General features: G+C 55.4%; 18 protein-coding genes. 7 read left to right on the plus strand and 11 right to left on the minus strand.

The features are described from left to right. Window positions 1–26 precede the first annotated feature (26 nt). Together ACQUTD_RS00665 and ACQUTD_RS00670 are read left to right on the plus strand one after the other, a co-directional pair. Entirely contained in the window at window positions 27–926 is a 900-nt protein-coding gene (locus ACQUTD_RS00665; RefSeq protein WP_072569994.1) for a manganese catalase family protein, read from the plus strand. Between the two features lie 66 nt (window positions 927–992). Continuing rightward, window positions 993–1,490: a 2-oxo-tetronate isomerase gene (locus ACQUTD_RS00670; RefSeq protein ID WP_318364274.1), complete on the plus strand. Its 498-nt coding sequence runs from the start codon at window positions 993–995 to the stop codon at window positions 1,488–1,490. 142 nt (window positions 1,491–1,632) lie between these two features. Here ACQUTD_RS00670 and ACQUTD_RS00675 read toward each other — a convergent pair whose 3' ends face one another. From ACQUTD_RS00675 to ACQUTD_RS00685, 3 genes are all read right to left on the minus strand, one after another. Then, the gene (locus ACQUTD_RS00675; protein ID WP_072569992.1) at window positions 1,633–1,809 is read right to left on the minus strand and encodes a con-10 family general stress protein; all 177 of its coding nucleotides are present in this window, start codon (window positions 1,807–1,809) and stop codon (window positions 1,633–1,635) included. Between the two features lie 273 nt (window positions 1,810–2,082). Continuing rightward, window positions 2,083–3,693 carry a reprolysin-like metallopeptidase gene (locus ACQUTD_RS00680; protein WP_473276704.1) on the minus strand — a complete coding sequence of 537 codons (1,611 nt, stop codon included), beginning with the start codon at window positions 3,691–3,693 and terminating at the stop codon, window positions 2,083–2,085. Between the two features lie 235 nt (window positions 3,694–3,928). Further along, the gene (locus ACQUTD_RS00685) at window positions 3,929–7,747 is read right to left on the minus strand and encodes a glycosyltransferase (RefSeq protein WP_072569990.1); all 3,819 of its coding nucleotides are present in this window, start codon (window positions 7,745–7,747) and stop codon (window positions 3,929–3,931) included. A 527-nt stretch (window positions 7,748–8,274) separates the two neighbouring features. On the opposite strand from ACQUTD_RS00685, the gene mmuP reads away from it, so the two are divergent. The 3 genes from mmuP (at window position 8,275) to ACQUTD_RS00700 (ending at window position 11,372) form a co-directional block, all read left to right on the plus strand. Next, window positions 8,275–9,675 (plus strand): S-methylmethionine permease, encoded by a 1,401-nt coding sequence (gene mmuP / locus ACQUTD_RS00690; RefSeq protein ID WP_473276705.1) that lies wholly within the window; start codon window positions 8,275–8,277, stop codon window positions 9,673–9,675. After that, window positions 9,662–10,594: a homocysteine S-methyltransferase gene (mmuM, locus tag ACQUTD_RS00695; protein ID WP_473276706.1), complete on the plus strand. Its 933-nt coding sequence runs from the start codon at window positions 9,662–9,664 to the stop codon at window positions 10,592–10,594. The genes mmuP and mmuM overlap by 14 nt, the downstream gene beginning before the upstream one ends. A gap of 160 nt (window positions 10,595–10,754) precedes the next feature. Then, entirely contained in the window at window positions 10,755–11,372 is a 618-nt protein-coding gene (locus ACQUTD_RS00700) for a Fic family protein (RefSeq protein ID WP_473276707.1), read from the plus strand. Here ACQUTD_RS00700 and ACQUTD_RS00705 read toward each other — a convergent pair. Further along, window positions 11,369–11,536, minus strand: coding sequence for a hypothetical protein (locus ACQUTD_RS00705; RefSeq protein ID WP_199775940.1), 168 nt, complete (start codon window positions 11,534–11,536; stop codon window positions 11,369–11,371). The genes ACQUTD_RS00700 and ACQUTD_RS00705 overlap by 4 nt on opposite strands. 249 nt (window positions 11,537–11,785) lie before the next feature. On the opposite strand from ACQUTD_RS00705, the gene mutS reads away from it, so the two are divergent. Next, window positions 11,786–14,347 (plus strand): DNA mismatch repair protein MutS, encoded by a 2,562-nt coding sequence (gene mutS, locus ACQUTD_RS00710; RefSeq protein ID WP_473276708.1) that lies wholly within the window; start codon window positions 11,786–11,788, stop codon window positions 14,345–14,347. Window positions 14,348–14,493: 146 nt separating this feature from the next. Beyond that, window positions 14,494–14,922, plus strand: coding sequence for an OsmC family protein (locus ACQUTD_RS00715; protein WP_072569985.1), 429 nt, complete (start codon window positions 14,494–14,496; stop codon window positions 14,920–14,922). Window positions 14,923–15,003: 81 nt separating this feature from the next. Here ACQUTD_RS00715 and rpoS read toward each other — a convergent pair whose 3' ends face one another. The 7 genes from rpoS to ispD form a co-directional block, all read right to left on the minus strand. Beyond that, window positions 15,004–15,996: an RNA polymerase sigma factor RpoS gene (rpoS, locus tag ACQUTD_RS00720; RefSeq protein WP_072569984.1), complete on the minus strand. Its 993-nt coding sequence runs from the start codon at window positions 15,994–15,996 to the stop codon at window positions 15,004–15,006. 123 nt (window positions 15,997–16,119) lie between these two features. Then, a complete protein-coding gene (gene nlpD / locus ACQUTD_RS00725) occupies window positions 16,120–17,250 on the minus strand; it encodes a murein hydrolase activator NlpD (RefSeq protein ID WP_072569983.1) in 1,131 nt (376 codons plus the stop codon). Between the two features lie 116 nt (window positions 17,251–17,366). Next, window positions 17,367–17,993, minus strand: coding sequence for a protein-L-isoaspartate(D-aspartate) O-methyltransferase (locus tag ACQUTD_RS00730; protein ID WP_072569982.1), 627 nt, complete (start codon window positions 17,991–17,993; stop codon window positions 17,367–17,369). Continuing rightward, on the minus strand, window positions 17,987–18,748 hold the full coding sequence (surE, locus tag ACQUTD_RS00735) for a 5'/3'-nucleotidase SurE (protein WP_318376430.1): 762 nt from the start codon (window positions 18,746–18,748) through the stop codon (window positions 17,987–17,989). Before surE ends, ACQUTD_RS00730 begins: the two co-directional genes overlap by 7 nt. Continuing rightward, entirely contained in the window at window positions 18,729–19,778 is a 1,050-nt protein-coding gene (gene truD, locus ACQUTD_RS00740; protein ID WP_473276709.1) for a tRNA pseudouridine(13) synthase TruD, read from the minus strand. The genes surE and truD overlap by 20 nt, the downstream gene beginning before the upstream one ends. After that, entirely contained in the window at window positions 19,775–20,254 is a 480-nt protein-coding gene (gene ispF, locus ACQUTD_RS00745; RefSeq protein ID WP_072569979.1) for a 2-C-methyl-D-erythritol 2,4-cyclodiphosphate synthase, read from the minus strand. Before ispF ends, truD begins: the two co-directional genes overlap by 4 nt. Next, a complete protein-coding gene (gene ispD, locus ACQUTD_RS00750; protein WP_473276710.1) occupies window positions 20,254–20,964 on the minus strand; it encodes a 2-C-methyl-D-erythritol 4-phosphate cytidylyltransferase in 711 nt (236 codons plus the stop codon). The genes ispF and ispD overlap by 1 nt, the downstream gene beginning before the upstream one ends. Between the last annotated feature and the right edge of the window lie 11 nt (window positions 20,965–20,975).

Raw genomic sequence — 20,975 nt, forward strand, 5'->3', positions numbered from 1 at the left:
GCGATGATGATAATACAGAGGAAATTATGTTCAGACATGTGAAGCAATTACAGTACACCGTTCGTGTAGCGGAGCCTAATCCAGGCCTCGCTAACCTTTTACTTGAGCAGTTTGGCGGCCCGCAGGGCGAACTGGCTGCTGCCTGCCGCTACTTTACCCAGGGCCTGAGTGACGACGATCCGGGACGCAAAGATATGCTGCTGGATATCGCCACCGAAGAGCTAAGCCACCTCGAAATCATCGGTACGCTGGTCGGCATGCTGAACAAGGGTGCCAAAGGTGAACTGGCGGAAGGGACTGAAAAAGAAGCAGAGCTTTATCGCTCGCTGACCGGCCGCGGCAACGACAGCCATATCACCTCTCTGCTGTACGGCGGCGGTACGCCGCTGACGAACTCCGGGGGCGTGCCCTGGACCGCAGCTTATATCGATACCATCGGCGAACCGACCGCGGATCTGCGTTCTAACATCGCTGCTGAAGCACGTGCGAAAATCATCTATGAACGCCTTATTAACCTGACGGACGATCCGGGCGTGAAAGATGCGCTGGGCTTTTTGATGACGCGCGAAGTGGCGCACCAGATGTCTTTCGAAAAAGCCCTGTATTCAATTCGCAACAACTTCCCGCCGGGTAAATTGCCGCCAATTGAGCAGTATGCCAACACCTACTTCAATATGTCTGAAGGGGAAGAAGTTCGTGGCAGCTGGAACAGCGACGAGAACTTCAACTATGTTGCCGATCCGCAGCCAGCCGTTGACGGCGGCGACGGTAAAGCCTCTGTCACGCTGCCTCCGCAGCAGGAAAGTGATTTGCTGGCGATGATTAAGCGCACGCAGTCCGACCCAGCTATCAATCCGGTCACCGGCACTGACCTGGGATCTGTTGCAGAGCCGATTGAAAATACCGCAGCGAAAAAAGACGTTTAATTTTTTTCAATGCATTCTGAGCGAGCCCGGATCTTATTCCGGGCTCGCTCAGTTAAGGAGTTTGTTATGACAATGCCTTCGGCGTCTATTGCCAATGAATTAGGTCGCTTACTGACGGAAAAAAAACTCTTTTTGACCACTGCTGAGTCCTGTACCGGCGGGCAAATTGCCTCTGCATTATGTGCGGCAAAAGACACCCCCTCTTTTTATGGCAGCGGTTTTGTCACTTTTACGGATGAAGCAAAAATCACCACCCTCGGCGTTAAGAAGAAAACCATTGAGACGCACACTGCCGTGAGTCAGCAGACAGTGATTGAGATGACGGCAGGTGCTATTGCTCATTCGGGCGCGGACGTGGCAATTGCGGTCAGCGGTTACGCCGGGCCTGATGGTGGCGAAGACGGCACGCCCGCGGGAACTATCTGGTTTGCATGGCAATTACCGGGGTCAGAAACCTATACCCAGTGTAAACAATTTGAAGGGGACAGTGAGGCAGTATTATTGCAGGCGGCGAATTACGCCATGGCCGGCACTATTCTGCTGCTGGAAGAATTAAAATCCTGATAGCACTTTTTATTTATCATTTCCTGAAAAACAAAATGGCAACCCCACACGTAAGTGCAGGATTGCCAGTACCGGTTCTTTAATTTTTAACGTCATCATTCACGTCAGCAAATGAAAGAACACCGGTTAGCGCATTGACGGATCAGGAAGAACGTCCGCCGCCATGGCTGTTTTTACCGCCTTTTTTACCCGCTTCTGAGGCTCTTTCAGGGTCATTCTTAAAGTTGCCGCCGCTTTGTTGGCCGCCTTTTTTCCCTGCTTCGGATGCGCGTTCGCGATCTTGTGAGAAATTACCGGAACCGCCACGTTGCTGAGTCATAATTAATACCTCATTGAGTTTTGGTAAATCAGGGGAAGTATTTCCCCGTCAGGCAATATTAACTATAGCGTCTGCCAGCGAAGATGCAAATATAAAAGCCATTATATTAATCGTGCCAGGAGTGCCTGGAATTATCTTAAAGCGAGACATGAAATATAACGAAGCGGCAGAGTAAAAATATATTTATTTATATTTAATAATCTTACAAAAAAAGAGGCGGGCCAGTATGCCCGCCTTCTGATTAAATACGATATATCGCAGAGCGCGACAGGATTAATGCCAGGTGGTAGCCGTTTCCTTGCGCTCTTTCAGCACGCGAGTGTTGTCTGCTTCAGTCGCGTTGCCCATCGGTTTACCGTTGTACTCCATAGTGGCATGAGAGTAATAGTTGATGCGCGGGCAGGATTTGGCGCAGCCATAGGACATGATGGTACGGAACAGGAATTCCGGATCCTGCCAGCCGAAACCATAGCTGTAGGCATAAGCGTTGGCGCTGGATTTGTTAAGCGCCGCCCCCAGCAAATGGCCAATTTCATGACCGAAGCTGTAACCGCCCACCGCGCAGGAAGCCTCCACCACCGCAAAGGCGGTTGACGCTCTGGCGTTTACATAGGCCTGGCCGCAGAAACCGTACTTCTTCGCCAGCAGAACCGCAATATTGGCATTGGTCAGGCCGCGCTGGTAGTGCACTTCTTCCAGCTTGTTGTCATTGGTGTTTTTCAGATCGCGCAGCATGTCGGATGAATTCGCTGGCTCAACATAGGACGGATCGATCATGGTCCCTGCCAGCACCAGTTTCAGATCGATACCGCTGTTTTCGTAGCCTTCGTTCGTTTCTTCCACCGCCAGCTGCGCCACCGCATCCAGATCGCCCAGGCTTTTCGCCGCCGCCGGTGTGGCAGCAACCAGCACGCTCACCCTGGTCTTTTCAGGCTGCGGCACTGCGGGCACATAGCAGGTGCCCTGCGGCTCCCACACCGGGTTAACGCCCGGCACATCATCCGCCGCCACCTTATTACGGCTGCGATAGTTGATGCCCTGGTAGCTCACCAACAGATCCGCCTGCGGATAGCTGTTCTGCGCCGCCCATTCCGCCGCACAGACCTGCACGGGTACAGGTAATGGTAGTGGCGCCGGGGCTTCACCAGTCTGAACACAGACGCCATTTGGCTCCCATACCGGCGACACACCCGGCATTTCGCCTTTGGTTTCCCAGCGGCTGCGGTAGTTACGCTCGTTGTAGCTCACCATCCAGCCTTTTTCCGGATAGGTGGTATCGGCCCCCCAGGATGACTGGCACGGCAGCGTATAACCCAGGCGGGATAAATCAGGCGCGTCGTTTTCTTCGTAGGTGACATCTGAAACCACTGTTTCCAGATGTTCCGTGTCGTAAGGTACGGCGGCTTCGTTGATTTTGATCACCGCATGCTGGCCGCTGCTCAGCGGCTGGATGCGGTACAGCTGTCCGTTGCGACGCACGGTGCCGGTGACCTTATCGCCTTTGCGTACCAGGATCACCGAATCAAAATCAGCCGCCTTCAGTGACTTCATGGCGGTATTTTTCAGCATTTTGCGGTTATAGCGGCCGCGCCAGACCTGCATCCCACGATCGGTTTTTCTGAAGCTGGCTAACCAGACCTTTTCTTCCTTCGTCTGGCCCGGCAGCAGCACCGTCAGAAAAGGCGTGGAGTCGGCAATAATGTTGCTGTTAATGCCGATAACCTCAACCGAGGCCGTTGCAGGATCCGCGGCGATGGCGCGGGTTTCGCTGGAGGATTTCAGTAATTTGCTTTTGATAAAAAGGCTATTATCCGCGGCGCTGACCTGGCTGGCCCCCAATAACAGCGAGGTGCCTAATAAATATAATAGTGGGTGTCGTTTCATTGTCGTCTTCCTTTTAACGCTCATCTTCCTGATGGGCGTATTCCATGAAATAGTGTGACTGACCGGTAATATGTTTAAAAAACAATCACCCCTGTCAGTTAGCGACACATCTTAAATAAACAGGTAATTGATATCTCTTGATGAAATCTGAAAAGGCGGGGAAATGCAGGCGGGTAATAGATTAATAACATTGACTATATTCACCGGGCAGATACCTGCCCGGTGTTAACACAGACTATAAACCTGAATGACGATATTCGTCGTTTTTCACTTTTTCCGCGGCAACTTTACCGGCAATAAAAGCATGATCGGAATTGTAATATTCCCATTCGCTGTAGCGTCCGGACAGAATGATGTCACGGGATAACAGCCATTTTCTGACCGTTTCAACATTTGCTTTACGCTGATGATCGTAAAGCACATACGCGCAGGGAATATCGACCTGGCTTGCGGTCAGCACGGGATCGTCAGCGGTAAAGATCCCCACTTCAATACATTCCCGGATGCATCTGTCGATCAGCGCCTGTCCCTGCTCCGGCAGCGGCTTGTCCGGTGAATAGGTGATCTCGCAGGTCAGCCCGAAGCCATTTTCCGGATTACAGTGTGGGCTGGCGTTGCCCTGAACAAAAATACGGTGGAAGACGGTTCTGCCCGCAAAATAGATCCAGTGTTTATCGGTTAAATTCGCCCGGCCTATTCCCAGATTGACGCAGCGCACCGACACATGACGCAGGCCATTCGCCGCCGCCCGTACCGATGACGGCACTTCATCACCCATAATATGGATAAGCTGCGGCAGCGGCATGGTGCTGATCAGCTGTTCGTACCGATACTGCCTGCCGTCCGCCAGCACCGCCAGATGCTGCTGGGCAAAGATTTGTTTCACTTCCGCCCCGGTTTCCACCGTACCTTTGATATAGGGTAAAAATGCCGTCATCAGCGCCTGGAAGCCGCCTTTCAGCGGATAGCCGAAGAAAGCGTTCGGCCCCATCGGTTTGCCCTTTTCGGTCAGCGCGCCTTCAATGATCTGTGCCAGATCCGGCAGCGGTACGCGTCCGCCCAGCCAGGAGGTTTCCATCTCGGCGAGCGGCACCGCCCACAATTTTTTGTTGTACGGAATGGCGAAGTGCCTGGCGATGCCCGCGCCCCAGGTTTTATAGATGAAGCTTTCAAAATTGTCCGGCGGCATGGCGTCCTGCACGCTGTCATTGCTGCTCAGATCCGGGATGCTGCCATCCGCGCAGCAGTCCACCACCTGACCGGCGCTGCTGTCACAGGAGGCCTCTTTATCGCTACGGATCGACACGGTTTTCGCCGCGGATGCCACGCCATAACGCGCCTCTATCGCGCCGAGAATACACTCTTTAATGATATTGGGCGGCAGGCCGTAGAGCGCGCCCTGGAAAGGATAGCGGGTATAGACGCCCTCGGTGTAGACCCAGGCCTCTCGCGCCTGCCAGTGAAGGTTACTGCCAAGCAGCATGTCGTACAGCGCTTTCACGTAGCTGTCTTCGGAAAACATAATGTGTCCGGCGTAATCGAAGGTGAATCCTTTGTCCTCGATGGATCGGCACAGGCCGCCGACGGTGGCATTGCGCTCCAGCAGGGTCGCGCCTTCGCCATAATGAAAGGCGGCGCTCAGCCCTGTCGGTCCGGCTCCCAGAATCAGACAGCGGGTGGACACTGCCGGCGCATGGTGCGGCGGCGTCAGGCGTAATACCGAAGGGTCGTTGATCTCCGCCATGTCCGTTGCGGCGCTGAGCACATTTTCCGGCGGCGTGCTGTGCAGCAGATTATCCATCAGCGTATGCATTTTTTCGGCAGTGTGATCCCATGAAGTCGCCGCCACAATGCCCTGCATCGCCTGCTGCTGATTTTGGCGGGCCGCGTCACTCATCTGCAGCGCCGCTTCACAGGCGCGAACGTACTCTGCGGGCGTACGGGCAATCGCCACCACGTGGCCATATGGTTTTTCCACGTCGGTAATGGGCGTGCTGACCACCGGCAACTGCGCCGCCATATACTCCAGCACTTTGGTGGGGCTGATAAACTGCGTCGCGGCATTGAGCGCAAAAGGCATCAGACACACATCCCATCCCGCCAGGAACTGCGGCAGCGCCTGATAGGGCTGCATGCCGAGATAATGGATATTTTGTCGCTGCGGCAGCGAAGCCGGATCGATTTTCACCACCGGCCCGACCATTACCAGTTGCCAGTCGGGATGCGCGTCCGCCAGCGCGCTGATAATGTCCAGATCCATACGCTCATCAATCACGCCGCAAAATCCCAAACGTGGATGGGGAATATCGTCCTGTAAAGGATGATGGTTAGCGCGATCCAGCGCCTGTTCAAAATGCACCGCATCGACGCTGCTGGTGAAGCAGTGCACGTTGTGATGCCGCCCGGCTTTCGCTGCATACAGGCTTGGCCCGCCGGTGAAAACAATATCCGCCCGTGAGAGCAGCGCGGATTCACGTTGCAGCAGCTGACGCGGCGCTTTTTCGAAGGCGGCCAGCTCATCCATGCAGTCGTAAACCACCAGCGCGGGCGAGAAGACTTTCAGCAGCGGCAGCGCCATCGGGGTATAAAACCAGACGATGGGCGTTTCGTCGTCTTCGGTAATTTCCGCCAGCAACGACTGCATATACTCGATCTGCCCGTCATGAAAACCGGTAACCGGTGATGGCGTATGCGGCTTCACGACGGTCACATTAGGCGCGGGCTGGCTCAGGTAAAGCGCCGGTTCATCGGCGGAAAATACCGGCTCTTCGATAAAAAATATCGAATAGTGCTCAGCCAGACGGGTCATCAAATGCTGCGGGCGCTGAAATACAAAATCCCAGCGCAGATGGCTAAAAACATAGATTCTTTTCATAGGTTTTCTCTCTTTGCAGGCCCTGTGCGCCACGCTAAATAAACACTGGAAATGATCGAGCATCTGCCGGGCGCGGTTGAGCGCCTGCGCATAGACCGGATCGAGCTGACGTTCAAAAGGGTCATGTCCTTCGGGGTCGATATTCCATAAGCCGCTGCGATGCCAGACGGCGTGGTTTTCCCAGTCCGGCCGGTCAATGACGGGATAAAGACAGATCCCCATCATCTCCACGCCCGCGATCTGCGCCTGGGCGACTTCCCGGGCAATCTCCGTGATCCAGGCACCCCGCCCGCTGCCCACATGGCTGGTTTCAGCCAGCAGGAGGGGGCGCTCGTAACGCTGATAAAGTTCTGCCAGCAGGCTGTGCAGCCTTTTGCGCCGACTGTCGCCCAGATGCCACCAGAGACGGCGGTTGGTTTCGCTTTCCCACTGGTTGTCGTGGTAGTAATTCGCGCCAATCAGATCCAGATAACGCGGCGCGCCGCCCAGTTCCGGCTCCAGACGCCCGGCGAGCATATCCCAGGCCTGAAACTGCGCGTTGTGCCAGCCTGCCGCGTTCTGCTGCGATTCGGGGCTGTCGTCCGGCGATACCAGATGAATAATGGGATCGCAGTGTAAAAATCGCGCCCGGGGATCCGCCTGCCAGATGGCATCGCAGGCGGCAAGCGTGGCGCGAACAAGTTGACGTTTGCTGCGAATACCGGTCGGATCGCGCACGCTGAGAGAAGGCGCAAATAGTCCGACCGATATCCCCCAGCTGGTAAAAGACATTTCATTGATCGGCGAATAAACTGGCGCCTCGTCATAATACGGGCGCAGGAATGTAGCCAGCGCTCCGCACAGCTGAGCGAAGCGCGAAATAAAATCTTCGGAAAAGAATTCAATATTTTCCGGCCAGCCGTAATGACAAATGGTCCAGCAAATCTGAATGCCGTTGTCCTGCGCTGCTGCCATTTTTTCAGCAACGGAAGAAAAGTCGTAGCCATTTTCCTGTTCCACCAGCCGCCAGCCGACGCTTTCCCTGACGGTGGTAATTTGAAATGGCGCGAGCGCCTGATAATCCTGCCGATGCTTTTTATCATGGGCTGTGGCGTTATTCATTGAAAGCGCATCATTATTTCGGGTGATATGATCGGCACCCTCATACCCCGCCTGCCAGAACGATCTGAACACCTGCATAGCAACGTCTCCGCAATGATACTTTTCATGCGCACACGGGACGTGAATGAAAAATAAAATTGATAAATTATTCCGGGGAACCGCTCGGTTTCTTTAGCATTAAAGAGAGTTTTATTAAGAGATTGCGCTGCTTTATAAGAATAGAGCCTAATTAGCAAACGGGCAGAAAGATAAATGTTTAAGGGTACTTATAAGATTAATCCTGGCTGTAATTAATTTTAGTTCGTCTGCTAATCAACGAAATAATTTGCACAAGAAAGTGCTAATAAAAACTTCGTTAAAATAATAAATATCTATCATGGAAATTTTAATTGTGAGATTAATCAATTCATAACGGTGTTAAAACACGCGACCAATATTTATGGCGTTTTAATAATTATTAACCTTTACCCTGAAAAATTTCTGCATCCGGCACCCGGTGACCACTGGCGCGCGCTCCCCCATGCCCCGGGCTGGTCTTTTGTTAACAATCAGGCTATAAAGAACGCCATACGGACATTCAGACATCCATACGTTTAGAAGGTGATATGCAAAGGCAACAAGAAAATGGCGAGCTTAAGCGCACCATGAAACCCCGGCATTTGATCATGCTTTCCCTGGGCGGCGTCATTGGCACAGGGTTGTTTTTTAACACGGGCTACATCATTTCCACCACAGGCGCGGCAGGGACGCTGCTGGCTTACCTGATTGGCGCGCTGGTGGTCTGGCTGGTGATGCAGTGCCTCGGGGAGCTTTCCGTGGCGATGCCCGTGACAGGCGCTTTCCATGTTTATGCGGCGCGCTATATTGGCCCGGCAACCGGCTACACCGTGGCATGGTTATACTGGCTTACCTGGACAGTGGCGCTGGGATCGAGCTTCACCGCCGCCGGATTCTGTATGCAGTACTGGTTTCCACACGTCCCTGTCTGGATATGGAGCGCCCTGTTTTGCGTGCTGATTTTTTCCCTTAACGCGGTCTCAACGCGCTTTTTTGCCGAAGGGGAATTCTGGTTCTCCCTGATTAAAGTCGCGACTATTCTCGTCTTTATTATCCTGGGCTGCGGAGCGATCTTCGGTTTTATCCCGATGAAGGATGGATCCTCCGCGCCTGGGCTGGTTAATCTCACCCGCGAGGGCTGGTTCCCCCACGGCGGTCTGCCCATTCTGATGACCATGGTGGCGGTGAATTTCGCGTTTTCCGGCACGGAGCTTATTGGCATAGCGGCAGGGGAAACGGAAAATCCGCATCAGGCGATCCCGGTGGCGATCCGGGCCACTATCGCCCGGTTGATTGTGTTTTTTATCGGTACGGTCTTTGTTCTCGCAGCGCTGATCCCCATGGAAGTCGCGGGCGTTGAGAAAAGCCCCTTTGTGCTGGTCTTTGAAAAAATCGGCATTCCGTACGCAGCGGATATTTTCAACTTTGTCATTCTGACGGCAATTCTTTCTGCGGCGAATTCCGGTCTCTATGCATCGGGCCGCATGCTGTGGTCGCTGTCCAATGAAAAAACCTTGCCGGTCTGTTTTGCCCGCGTTAATAAAAACGGCGTGCCGCTGGTGGCGCTTTCCGCTTCTATGATCGGCGGACTGCTGGCGCTGTTATCCAGCGTGATCGCCCCTGATACGGTATTTGTTGCGCTCAGCGCCATATCTGGCTTTGCCGTGGTAGCCGTCTGGCTCAGCATCTGCGCCTCTCATTTTGTATTTCGTCGCCGCCACATCCGGTCAGGTAAGCCGCTCGCCGGGTTGCAATACCGGGCGCCCTGGTATCCCCTGGTGCCGGTGCTCGGCTTCCTGCTGTGTCTGCTCGCCTGTATCGGCCTGGCGTTCGATCCCGACCAGCGTATTGCGCTCTGGTGCGGCGTACCTTTCGTTGCCCTCTGCTATGCCAGCTATTTTCTGACTCATAAAACCACATCGAAGGAGACTGACTATGCCGCAGATTAATCCCCTTACCGCTCTGCTTGAGAGTCATCCTTTTGCCGTACTTGATGGCGCGCTGGCCACCGAACTGGAAGCGCGCGGATGCAACCTTGCGGATAATCTCTGGTCCGCGAAAGTGTTAATGGAAAATCCGCAGCTTATCCGGGACGTGCATCTGGACTATTTTCGCGCGGGCGCGCAAATCGCCATTACCGCCAGTTACCAGGCCACGCCTTTGGGCTTTTCGGCACGTGGACTGACGGAGGCGCAATCGGCAGCGCTGATTGAACAGAGCGTTGCGCTGGCGAAAGAAGCGCGGGAAATTTATCTGCGTGAGGATCCAGCCGCGGGTCCGCTGCTGGTGGCGGGATCTGTCGGGCCATACGGCGCTTATCTGGCCGATGGTTCTGAATATCGCGGCGATTATGTACGCCCTGCGGAAGAATTTAAGGCCTTTCATCGCCCGCGCATTGAAGCCCTGCTCAATGCCGGGGCCGATCTGCTGGCCTGTGAAACCTTACCCTCTTTTGCCGAGATCACAGCGCTGGCCGACCTGCTGACAGAGTACCCGCAGGCGCGGGCGTGGTTCTCCTTTACCTTAAGGGATGACCAGCATCTGAGCGATGGCACACCGCTCGTTCAGGTGGTGAATACGCTTGCCACCTGTCCACAAGTTATTGCGCTGGGGATTAACTGTATCGCGCTGAATAAAACCACCGCCGCGCTGAAGCACCTGCAAAGCCTGAGCGCGCTGCCACTGGTGGTTTATCCTAATTCCGGTGAAACCTACGACGCGGTAAGCAAGGCCTGGCATACGCATGGCGACAGCTGCGGATCCCTGGCGGGACATGTGTCACAGTGGTTAGAGGCCGGGGCGAAACTGATTGGCGGATGCTGCCGCACGACGCCAGAGGATATCGCCGCGCTGCGTGAACGCCGCTGATGCATCTTTAATGATACGCGCAGGCTCTGAAACCGACTGGCAGCATAGCGGCTTTTCATCCTGCGCGATGTCCCTTTAAACGAAAGCCTTCCCCTGTTGTTTTCCTGCCCTACAGACTCCGTTATCATGCTCGCTGTGCCTTATAAATCAGGGTATTGCAATGAGCCGATACCATGTAACCAATAGCGAAGGCCAGTTTGAGAAAGGCTCTGGCGAACAAATTTTGGCGAATAAGCTCGGGATTAGTGATGCTCATGACATTGATGACGCAGAACTGGTACTCCTCGAGCAACTCTATCACGCTGTCTTTGAACAGCATTTTCCGCTGGGGTTGATCACAGTTAAGATCCTAAAAAGCTGGCACCGACGCTGGTTAGGCAATATTTATGCGTGGGCGGGGCAAGAAAGGACGGTCAATATCAGTAAAGGCGGCTTTATGTTTGCTCCTTCAGCACAGCTGCCCAAACTGCTGAAGGATTTTGATGTGAAATACCTTGCCCGTTACACACCCTGTACCGGTATGAGCGAAGAGCAGCTGATTGAAGCTATCGCAATCACACATGTGGAACTCATACTCGTCCACCCTTTCATAGAAGGAAATGGGCGATTATCACGACTTTTAGCCGATGTGATGGCGGTTCAGGGGGGCTATAAGCCGCTGGACTATCAACGCTGGGAGCAGAACAAAACCCGGTACATCTCAGCTATTCATGCGGGCATGGCGATGAATTACGAACCGATGAAATACTGGGTGAGCCAGGCGTTAAGAAAGGATTAGGCAAGACGAAGATGGGCGAATTTTTTACGCGCCGCTTCAAGCGAAGCTTCAACTTTGGCTGAAGGCTGACCGGTTTCAACCGCTGTTGAGGTCACAACAGCGCGCGCAATGTCAGCGCGTGAAGGGCTGGTATAGCCTTGCTGACCTTTTTGATTGTTTCGCATAGCGTCTCCTGTCAGTCACATGTAAGACTAATAGTATATCAAGTATTACCCATAACGTCATACCGCAGCCTGTCTGCATACCTTCTGGCGCACTTAAACGGGTAAAGCCTTCCCCTGTTGTTTTCCTGCCCTACAGACTCCGTTATCATGCTCGCTATGCCTTATAAACCGAACAGGTTGCGGTGAGACGTAAAAAAATAAAAAACTCACTCATTCATTAAAAGTTAAGAACATGGACATCATACGCCAATGAGTACATCAGAGAATTTCGACGCCCACACCCCAATGATGCAGCAGTACCTGAAGCTCAAGGCGCAGCATCCGGATATTTTGCTGTTTTACCGTATGGGCGACTTCTATGAGCTGTTTTATGACGATGCCAAACGCGCGTCACAGCTGATGGATATTTCGCTTACCAAACGCGGCGCATCGGCAGGCGAGCCAATCCCGATGGCGGGCATTCCTCATCACGCGGTGGAAAACTATTTATCGAAGCTGGTCAGCCTTGGCGAATCGGTGGCGATTTGCGAACAGATCGGCGATCCGGCCACCAGCAAGGGCCCGGTGGAGCGCAAAGTGGTGCGCATCGTCACGCCGGGCACCATCAGCGACGAAGCCCTGTTGCAGGAGCGTCAGGATAATCTGCTCGCCGCCATCTGGCAGGACAACAAAGGCTACGGTTACGCCACGCTGGACATCAGTTCCGGCCGTTTTCGCATCAGTGAACCGGCAGACCGGGAGACCATGGCGGCAGAGCTGCAGCGCACCAATCCGGCGGAGCTGCTCTACGCCGAAGACTTTGCGGAGACCTCGCTGATTGAAGGCCGCCGCGGTCTGCGCCGCCGTCCGCTATGGGAATTTGAAATCGACACCGCCCGCCAGCAGCTGAATTTACAGTTCGGCACCCGCGATCTGGTGGGTTTTGGCGTGGAAAACGCGCCGCGCGGCCTCTGTGCAGCGGGCTGCCTGTTGCAGTATGTCAAAGATACCCAGCGCACCTCGCTGCCGCATATCCGCTCCATCACCATGGATCGCCAGCAGGACAGCATCATTATGGATGCCGCCACGCGCCGCAATCTGGAGATCACCCAGAACCTGGCCGGTGGCTTTGAAAATACGCTGGCGTCGGTGCTGGACTGCACCGTCACGCCGATGGGCAGCCGTATGCTCAAGCGCTGGCTGCATATGCCGGTGCGTGATACCGCAGTGCTGACAGAACGTCAGCAGACCATTGGCGCGTTACAGGAGCTGACCGCTGAGTTGCAGCCAGTGCTGCGTCAGGTTGGCGATCTGGAGCGTATTCTGGCGCGTCTGGCGCTGCGCACTGCCCGCCCGCGCGATCTGGCGCGTATGCGTCACGCCTTCCAGCAGTTGCCGATCCTGCGCGAGCAGCTGGCGGACGTCGACTGCAAGCCGGTACAGCAGCTGCGTGAAAAAATGGGCGAGTTCAGCGAACTGCGTGAACTGCTGGAGCGGGCAATTATTGACGCGCCGCCGGTCCTGGTGCGCGATGGCGGCGTGATCGCGCCGGGCTATAACGCCGAACTGGATGAGTGGCGCGGACTGGCGGATGGCGCGACCGATTATCTGGATAAACTGGAAATTCGCGAGCGTGAAAAACTCGGGCTGGATACGCTGAAGGTGGGCTATAACGGCGTGCACGGCTACTTTATTCAGATCAGCCGCGGCCAGAGCCATCTTGCGCCCATTCATTACGTACGCCGTCAGACGTTAAAGAACGCCGAACGCTACATCATTCCTGAACTGAAGGAATATGAAGACAAGGTGCTGACCTCAAAAGGCAAAGCGCTGGCGCTGGAAAAACAGCTGTATGAAGAGCTGTTCGATCTGCTGATGCCGCATCTGGGGGATCTGCAACAGAGCGCCACCGCGCTGGCAGAACTCGACGTGCTGGTGAACCTTGCCGAGCGCGCTGACACGCTCAATTACAGCTGTCCGACCTTCAGCGATAAACCGGGGATCCGCATCGTCGAGGGGCGTCATCCGGTGGTCGAGCAGGTGCTGAACGAGCCCTTTATCGCCAACCCGCTGTCGCTGTCGCCCCAGCGCCGGATGCTGATTATTACCGGCCCGAATATGGGCGGTAAAAGCACCTATATGCGCCAGACGGCGCTTATTACCCTGCTGGCCTATATCGGCAGCTACGTGCCGGCGCAGAAAGTGGAGATTGGTCCCATCGATCGTATCTTTACCCGCGTGGGCGCGGCGGACGATCTGGCGTCAGGGCGGTCGACCTTTATGGTGGAGATGACCGAAACCGCCAATATTCTGCATAACGCCACCGAGAACAGCCTGGTGCTGATGGATGAGATCGGGCGCGGCACGTCAACCTATGACGGTCTGTCTCTCGCCTGGGCCTGTGCGGAAAATCTGGCGAACCGCATTAAAGCGCTGACCCTCTTCGCCACTCATTATTTCGAGCTGACGCAGCTGCCGGAAAAAATGGAAGGCGTGGCGAATGTGCATCTGGATGCGCTGGAGCACGGCGACACCATCGCCTTTATGCACAGCGTACAGGACGGCGCGGCCAGTAAAAGCTATGGTCTTGCGGTAGCGGCGCTGGCGGGCGTGCCGAAAGAGGTGATCAAGCGCGCGCGCCAGAAGCTGCGCGAGCTGGAGAGCATTACCCCGAACGCGGCAGCCACCCAGGTGGACGGTACGCAGATGTCGCTGCTGATGCCTGCGGAAGAAACCAGCCCGGCGGTGGAAGCGCTGGAGGCGCTGGATCCGGATACGCTGACACCGCGTCAGGCGCTGGAGTGGATCTATCGTCTGAAGAGTCTGGTCTGACCCCCTGCCCGGCGGCGCAGGCTTGCCGGGCCTACAACCTCCCCCTGTTGTGTCTGCACCTCTTCGTAGTATTCCGAGTTGCCGGGCAAGCCATGGCTGAGCTTCTATACTTGTTACTTCATTCAGCAACAAAATGGAGTAAATACATGACCATTCATAAGAAAGGGCAGGCACACTGGGAAGGCGATATTAAGCGCGGTAAAGGCACCATCTCCACCGAAAGCGGCGCGCTGAAGCAGCAGCCTTACGGTTTTAATACTCGTTTTGAAGGCGCAGCCGGGACTAACCCGGAAGAGCTGATTGGCGCGGCCCACGCAGGTTGTTTCTCAATGGCGCTGTCGTTAATGCTGGGCGAAGCGGGCTTTACGCCGGAAAGCATCGACACCACGGCGGATGTGTCGCTGGATCAGGTTGATGGCGGCTTTAAAATCACCAAAATTGCGCTGAACAGCACGGTGAAGCTGCCGGGGATCGAGAAAGATCAGTTTGATCCGATCATCCAGAAAGCGAAAGCCGGATGCCCGGTGTCTCAGCTGTTCAATGCTGAAATCACACTGGATTATACGCTGAACTAAGGCGTGTGCTCCACCCGCTTGCTCAGGAGCGGGCAAAGAAAAAGGCCAGTCAAATGACTGGCCTTTTTTGTACAGAATCGATTATTCGCGGAACAGTGCTTCGATGTTCAGCCCCTGCGCCTGCAGGATTTCACGCAGACGACGCAGACCTTCTACCTGAATCTGGCGGACACGTTCACGCGTCAGTCCAATTTCACGGCCAACATCTTCCAGCGTGGCGGCTTCATAACCCAGCAGACCGAAACGACGCGCCAGCACTTCACGCTGTTTGGCGTTCAGTTCGAACAGCCATTTGACGATGCTTTGTTTCATGTCATCGTCCTGCGTGGTGTCTTCCGGACCGTTTTCTTTTTCATCGGCCAGGATGTCCAGCAGCGCTTTTTCGGAATCGCCACCCAGCGGGGTGTCTACCGAGGTAATGCGCTCGTTGAGACGCAGCATACGGCTGACATCATCAACAGGTTTATCGAGCTGTTCTGCAATTTCTTCTGCACTCGGTTCGTGGTCCAGCTTATGGGACAATTCGCGAGCGGTACGCAGATAGACATTTAACTCTTTAACAATGTGGATTGGCAGTCGAATCGTACGGGTTTGATTCATGATCGCCCGTTCGATGGTCTGACGGATCCACCAGGTGGCATAAGTGGAGAAACGGAACCCACGTTCAGGGTCAAATTTCTCTACCGCACGGATCAGGCCGAGGTTACCCTCTTCAATCAGATCCAGCAGCGCCAGTCCACGATTGCTGTAGCGACGGGCGATTTTCACCACCAGACGCAGGTTACTTTCAATCATCCGACGGCGGGAGGAAATATCCCCACGCAGTGCGCGTCGTGCGAAATAAACTTCTTCTTCAGCAGTTAACAGCGGAGAGTAACCAATTTCTCCAAGGTATAACTGAGTCGCGTCCAGCACACGTTGCGTGGCGCCCTGCGATAACAGTTCCTCTTCTGCCAGGTCGTTATCACTGGGTTCCTCTTCATTTAAGGCTTTCTCGTCGAAAACCTCAACTCCGTTCTCATCAAATTCCGCGTCTTCATTTAAATCATGAACTTTCAGCGTATTCTGACTCATAAGGTGGCTCCTACCCGTGATCCCTGGACAAAGCATTAACTTCACTGTTTGTTTTTTTACCCTGCAACGGCGATTAAGCGCGCTGCAGGGACGAAACAAGAGTGAGCCAATGACTCTGCCAAATTATCGCTGCGGCAAATAACGCAGCGGGTTGACGGATTTCCCCTTGTAACGAATTTCAAAATGTAAGCGTGTTGAACTGGTTCCGGTGCTACCCATGGTAGCTATCTTCTGCCCCGCCCTGATTTCTTGTTGTTCCCGGACCAGCATTGTATCGTTATGGGCGTAGGCACTCAGGTAATCATCGTTATGTTTAATGATGATTAAATTACCGTAACCGCGCAGTGCGTTGCCGGCATATACCACGCGTCCGTCAGCGGTCGCGATAATAGCCTGCCCTTTACTGCCAGCGATATCAACCCCTTTATTACCACCCTCGGTGGCAGAGAAGTTGTCGATAACTTTGCCTTCAGTCGGCCAGCGCCAGGTCGATATAGGGGCGCTGGTAGATGCACTGCTGGCGGTCGGTTCGGTAGTGGTAGCAGATGGCACGGTTACAGGCGCTGTGACGGTAGTCGCAGGCTTGTTGTTTGGCAACATCTTGTTATCACTTTGTTCACCTGAGTCCTCAGAATACGTAATTGTCGGTTTCGGCGCAACCACCACGGTTGAATTTTGTGCAGGTGGAGTGACGATTCCTTGCGCAGAAGCATCAGCCTGAGTGATAGCATTTCCGCCCGTTATCGGCGTACCCGATGCATTACCAACCTGCAGAACCTGCCCGACATTCAGGCCATACGGGGCGGCAACGTTGTTTCGCTGGGCCAGATCCCTGAAATCGTTCCCGGTGATCCAGGCGATATAAAACAGCGTGTCACCTTTTTTGACCGTATAAGTGCTGCCGCCGGTATAGCTACCTTTCGGAATGTTCCCATACTTACGGTTGTACACAATACGACCGTTTTCGGTCTGAACCGGCTGTTCTGCCATTGGCTGGGTCTGGGATTGCGCAGGCATCGGCTGAATAGCAGGCGTCTGGACGGGTTGAATTTGCGGCGTTTGTTGCGCAGACGCGCCCATTTTGGGCGGCGGCGTAATTAACATTCCGGAACCTGAACTGGAAGCGCTGTTGCCGCCGACGGAGCTGACCGGCGCTGGCGCGTTATCCGAGCTTGAGCATCCTGCAAGCCAGAGCGAAACCAGTGATAATGCCGCGAGGCGACTTACGGTAAATTTTGGGCTTCCCGTGCTCATTTATCCTCCAGGAATGTGTTAACTGTCAGTGACTTAATGATGACCGTGGCGGTCATTAGCAAATGAGCTACACCCTACGCGGATATGCGCTGAAATCCCTCAGACAATTCCAGGAATCAGGCCAGTTCCCCTTTCACAAGTGGAACAAAGCGTACGGCTTCCACGGTATCGATGATAAATTCGCTTCCCCGTCGACGAACCCGTTTAAGTTGCTGGTGTTCGTCCCCCACAGGTAAAACGAGAATGCCGCCCTCATCCAGCTGCGACATCAGCGCCACAGGGATTTCCGGCGGTGCAGCCGTCACAATAATGGCGTCGAAGGGCGCACGTGCCTGCCACCCTTCCCAGCCATCGCCGTGACGGGTGGAAACATTATGTAGATCCAGCTGCTTAAGACGACGACGGGCCTGCCATTGCAGGCCTTTAATACGTTCGACGGAACAAACATGGTGCACCAGATGGGCGAGGATCGCCGTCTGATAGCCTGAACCTGTGCCAATTTCCAGCACCCTCGACTCCGGCGTCAGTTCCAGCAGCTCGGTCATGCGCGCCACCATATAAGGCTGCGAAATGGTCTGCCCCTGGCCGATAGGCAGGGCGACGTTTTCCCAGGCTTTGTGTTCAAACGCCTCATCAATGAATTTTTCACGCGGCACCTGCGCCAGCGCGTCAAGCACCGGCTCGCTACGGATCCCCTGCTGGCGTAACTGTTCCAGCAGCGCCTGTATGCGTTTTGTTACCATTGCGTATTCACCCCGGCGCGCTCAAGCCATCCGCTCACCACTTCCTGCGCGCTGTAAGCGGTGAGATCGACATGCAGCGGCGTGACCGACACATAGCCTTCATCGACAGCGGCAAAATCGGTGTCCGGCCCGGCGTCGTGTTTCTCCCCTGGCGGGCCGATCCAGTAGAGCATATTGCCGCGCGGATCTTCCTGCGGGATCACTTTATCCGCCGGATGACGGGTGCCGCAGCGCGTGACGCGAATGCCTTTGATTTCAGCAAGCGGCAGATCCGGGACATTGATATTCAGAATACGTCCGGTGCGCAGCGGCTCCCGGTTTAATGCCCGCAGGATCGAACAGGTCACCGCCGCGGCCGTGTCGTAATGCTTATAACCATTAAGCGACACCGCCAGCGCCGGAAAGCCGAGATGTCGCCCTTCCATAGCGGCGGCGACGGTACCGGAGTAAATCACATCGTCGCCCAGGTTAGCCCCGGCGTTAATACCGGAGACGACAACATCCGGGCGGGGGCGCATCAGGGCATTGACGCCCAGATACACGCAGTCGGTAGGCGTACCCATCTGCACGGCGATGTCGCCATTTTCATGGGTGAAGGTGCGTAATGAAGATTCGAGGGTCAGCGAATTGGACGCGCCACTGCGGTTACGATCGGGCGCGACGACCTGTACGTCGGCAAATTCCCGCAAGGCCTTCGCCAGCGCCTGAATGCCTGGCGCATGGATCCCGTCATCGTTACTCAGCAATATTCGCATAATCACCCGATGTGTTGATAAGTTCCCTTACCACACTGGTGGCAAAACTACCTGCCGGTAGCCAGAAACGTAACTCGACGGTCACGTCATCCCACCAGTTCCAGCTTAACTGCTGCACGTTGAGCAGCATGGCGCGCCGCGCCGCCTCAACCTTTTCACGCAACAGCAAGGATTGTAATTCGGGGGCATCGGCAATCGCCGCCTGCTCAAACGCCAGCGCTTCACGCTGCGTTCCCCAGTCACCGCTCCCCGGCAGGGCAGCCGTAATCATCAGCTCGCGTTGATTCACGCGGGCCTGTAAATCTGCGCGTTCTTCAGGGGTGGCGACAAACCAGCTTCCGCGCCCGGCTAATTGTAGCGCATCGCCGTCAACAACTTGATTAAAGTCTGTTTTTTTCAGCCGCTCGCTGACAATCTGATTAAACAACGCGCTGCGGGCCGCCGACAACATAAAACTGCGTTTATTGCGATCGCGCACCGGCGCATTGCTTTGCGCCCAGCGCAGCGCGCCGTGCAGGTTGCTGCCGCCCAGACCAAAGCGCTGCGCGCCAAAATAGTTCGGCACGCCCTGCTCTGCGATGGCTTGCAGGCGCGTTTCCACCTCCGCGCGATCGCTGATGTCGCGCAGCACCAGCCTGAACTGGTTGCCGCGCAGCGCGCCTAAGCGCAGCTTACGCTTGTGGCGGGCATATTCCAGCACCCGGCATCCTTCCGGCTGGAAGGCGGAAATGTCCGGCATAGCATTGCCCGGCACACGGGCGCACAGCCACTGTTCGGTGACCGCGTGCTTATCTTTTTGCCCGGCGAAGCTCACTTCGCGGGCGGGAATTTTCAGGAATTTCGCCAGATCGTCCGCCACCGCACGGGTATTACAGCCGGTTTTCTGAATGCGCACCAGAATGTGCTCGCCTTCACCATCAGGTTCAAAACCTAAATCTTCCACCACCACAAAATCTTCCGGGCTGACTTTCAGCGCGCCGGAGGCCTGGGGTTTGCCATGCAGAAACGTCAGGTCGTCGAACGCAATCATTTTGCCGCCCTGACTAACAGCGCCACCGCTTCACAGGCGATACCTTCGCCACGGCCGGTAAAGCCAAGCTTTTCCGTGGTGGTGGCTTTAACGTTCACATCATCCATATGACAGCCAAGATCTTCGGCGATAAACACGCGCATCTGCGGGATATGCGGCAGCATTTTTGGCGCCTGGGCGATAATGGTCACGTCGACGTTGCCGAGCGTAAAGCCTTTCGCCTGAATACGACGCCAGGCTTCGCGCAGCAGCTCGCGGCTGTCGGCGCCTTTAAACGCCGGATCGGTATCCGGGAACAGCTTGCCAATGTCGCCAAGCGCCGCCGCGCCCAGCAGCGCATCCGTCAGCGCATGCAGCGCCACGTCGCCATCGGAGTGGGCCAGCAGACCTTTTTCGAAAGGAATGCGCACGCCGCCAATAATAATCGGGCCTTCGCCGCCAAAGGCGTGTACGTCAAAACCGTGTCCAATACGCATTATGCCATCTCCTTTCCGGTCATTCGGGTGAGGTAAAATTCTGCCAGCGCCAGATCTTCCGGTCGCGTGACTTTGATGTTATCCGCGCGGCCGCTGACCAGCACCGGGTGATAGCCGCAATGCTCCAGCGCCGAGGCTTCGTCGGTGATGGTCGCGCCGTCATTTAAGGCGCGTTGCAGGCAGTCATGGAGGAGTTCACGCGGGAAGAATTGCGGCGTCAGGGCATGCCAGAGATCGTTACGATCCACAGTATGCGCCACGGCGGCGATGCCAGGCTCGCCGCGCTTCATGGTGTCGCGCACCGGGGCGGCAAGAATACCGCCGACGCGGCTGGTGTCGCTGAGCGCCAGCAGGCGGGCGAGATCGTCCTGATGCAGACAGGGACGCGCGGCGTCGTGCACCAGTACCCAGGGCGCGTCCCCTGCGGCCTTAAGCCCCGCCAGCACGGAGTCCGCCCGCTCGGCGCCGCCGTCAACAACGGTGACCTGCGGATGATCTGCCAGCGGCAGCTGCGCAAAGCGCTCGTCGCCAGGGCTGATGGCAATAATGACGCTGGCCACCCGTGGATGCGCCAGCAGCGCAGCCACCGCGTGTTCGAGGATCGTTTTATTGCCAACTGAGAGATACTGCTTAGGACATTCCGTTTGCATGCGGCGGCCAAATCCGGCGGCCGGCACCACGGCACAAACGTCCGGAATTATTGCTGCCATGTCGTAAACCC

Source organism: Enterobacter sp. K510, from assembly GCF_055804875.1.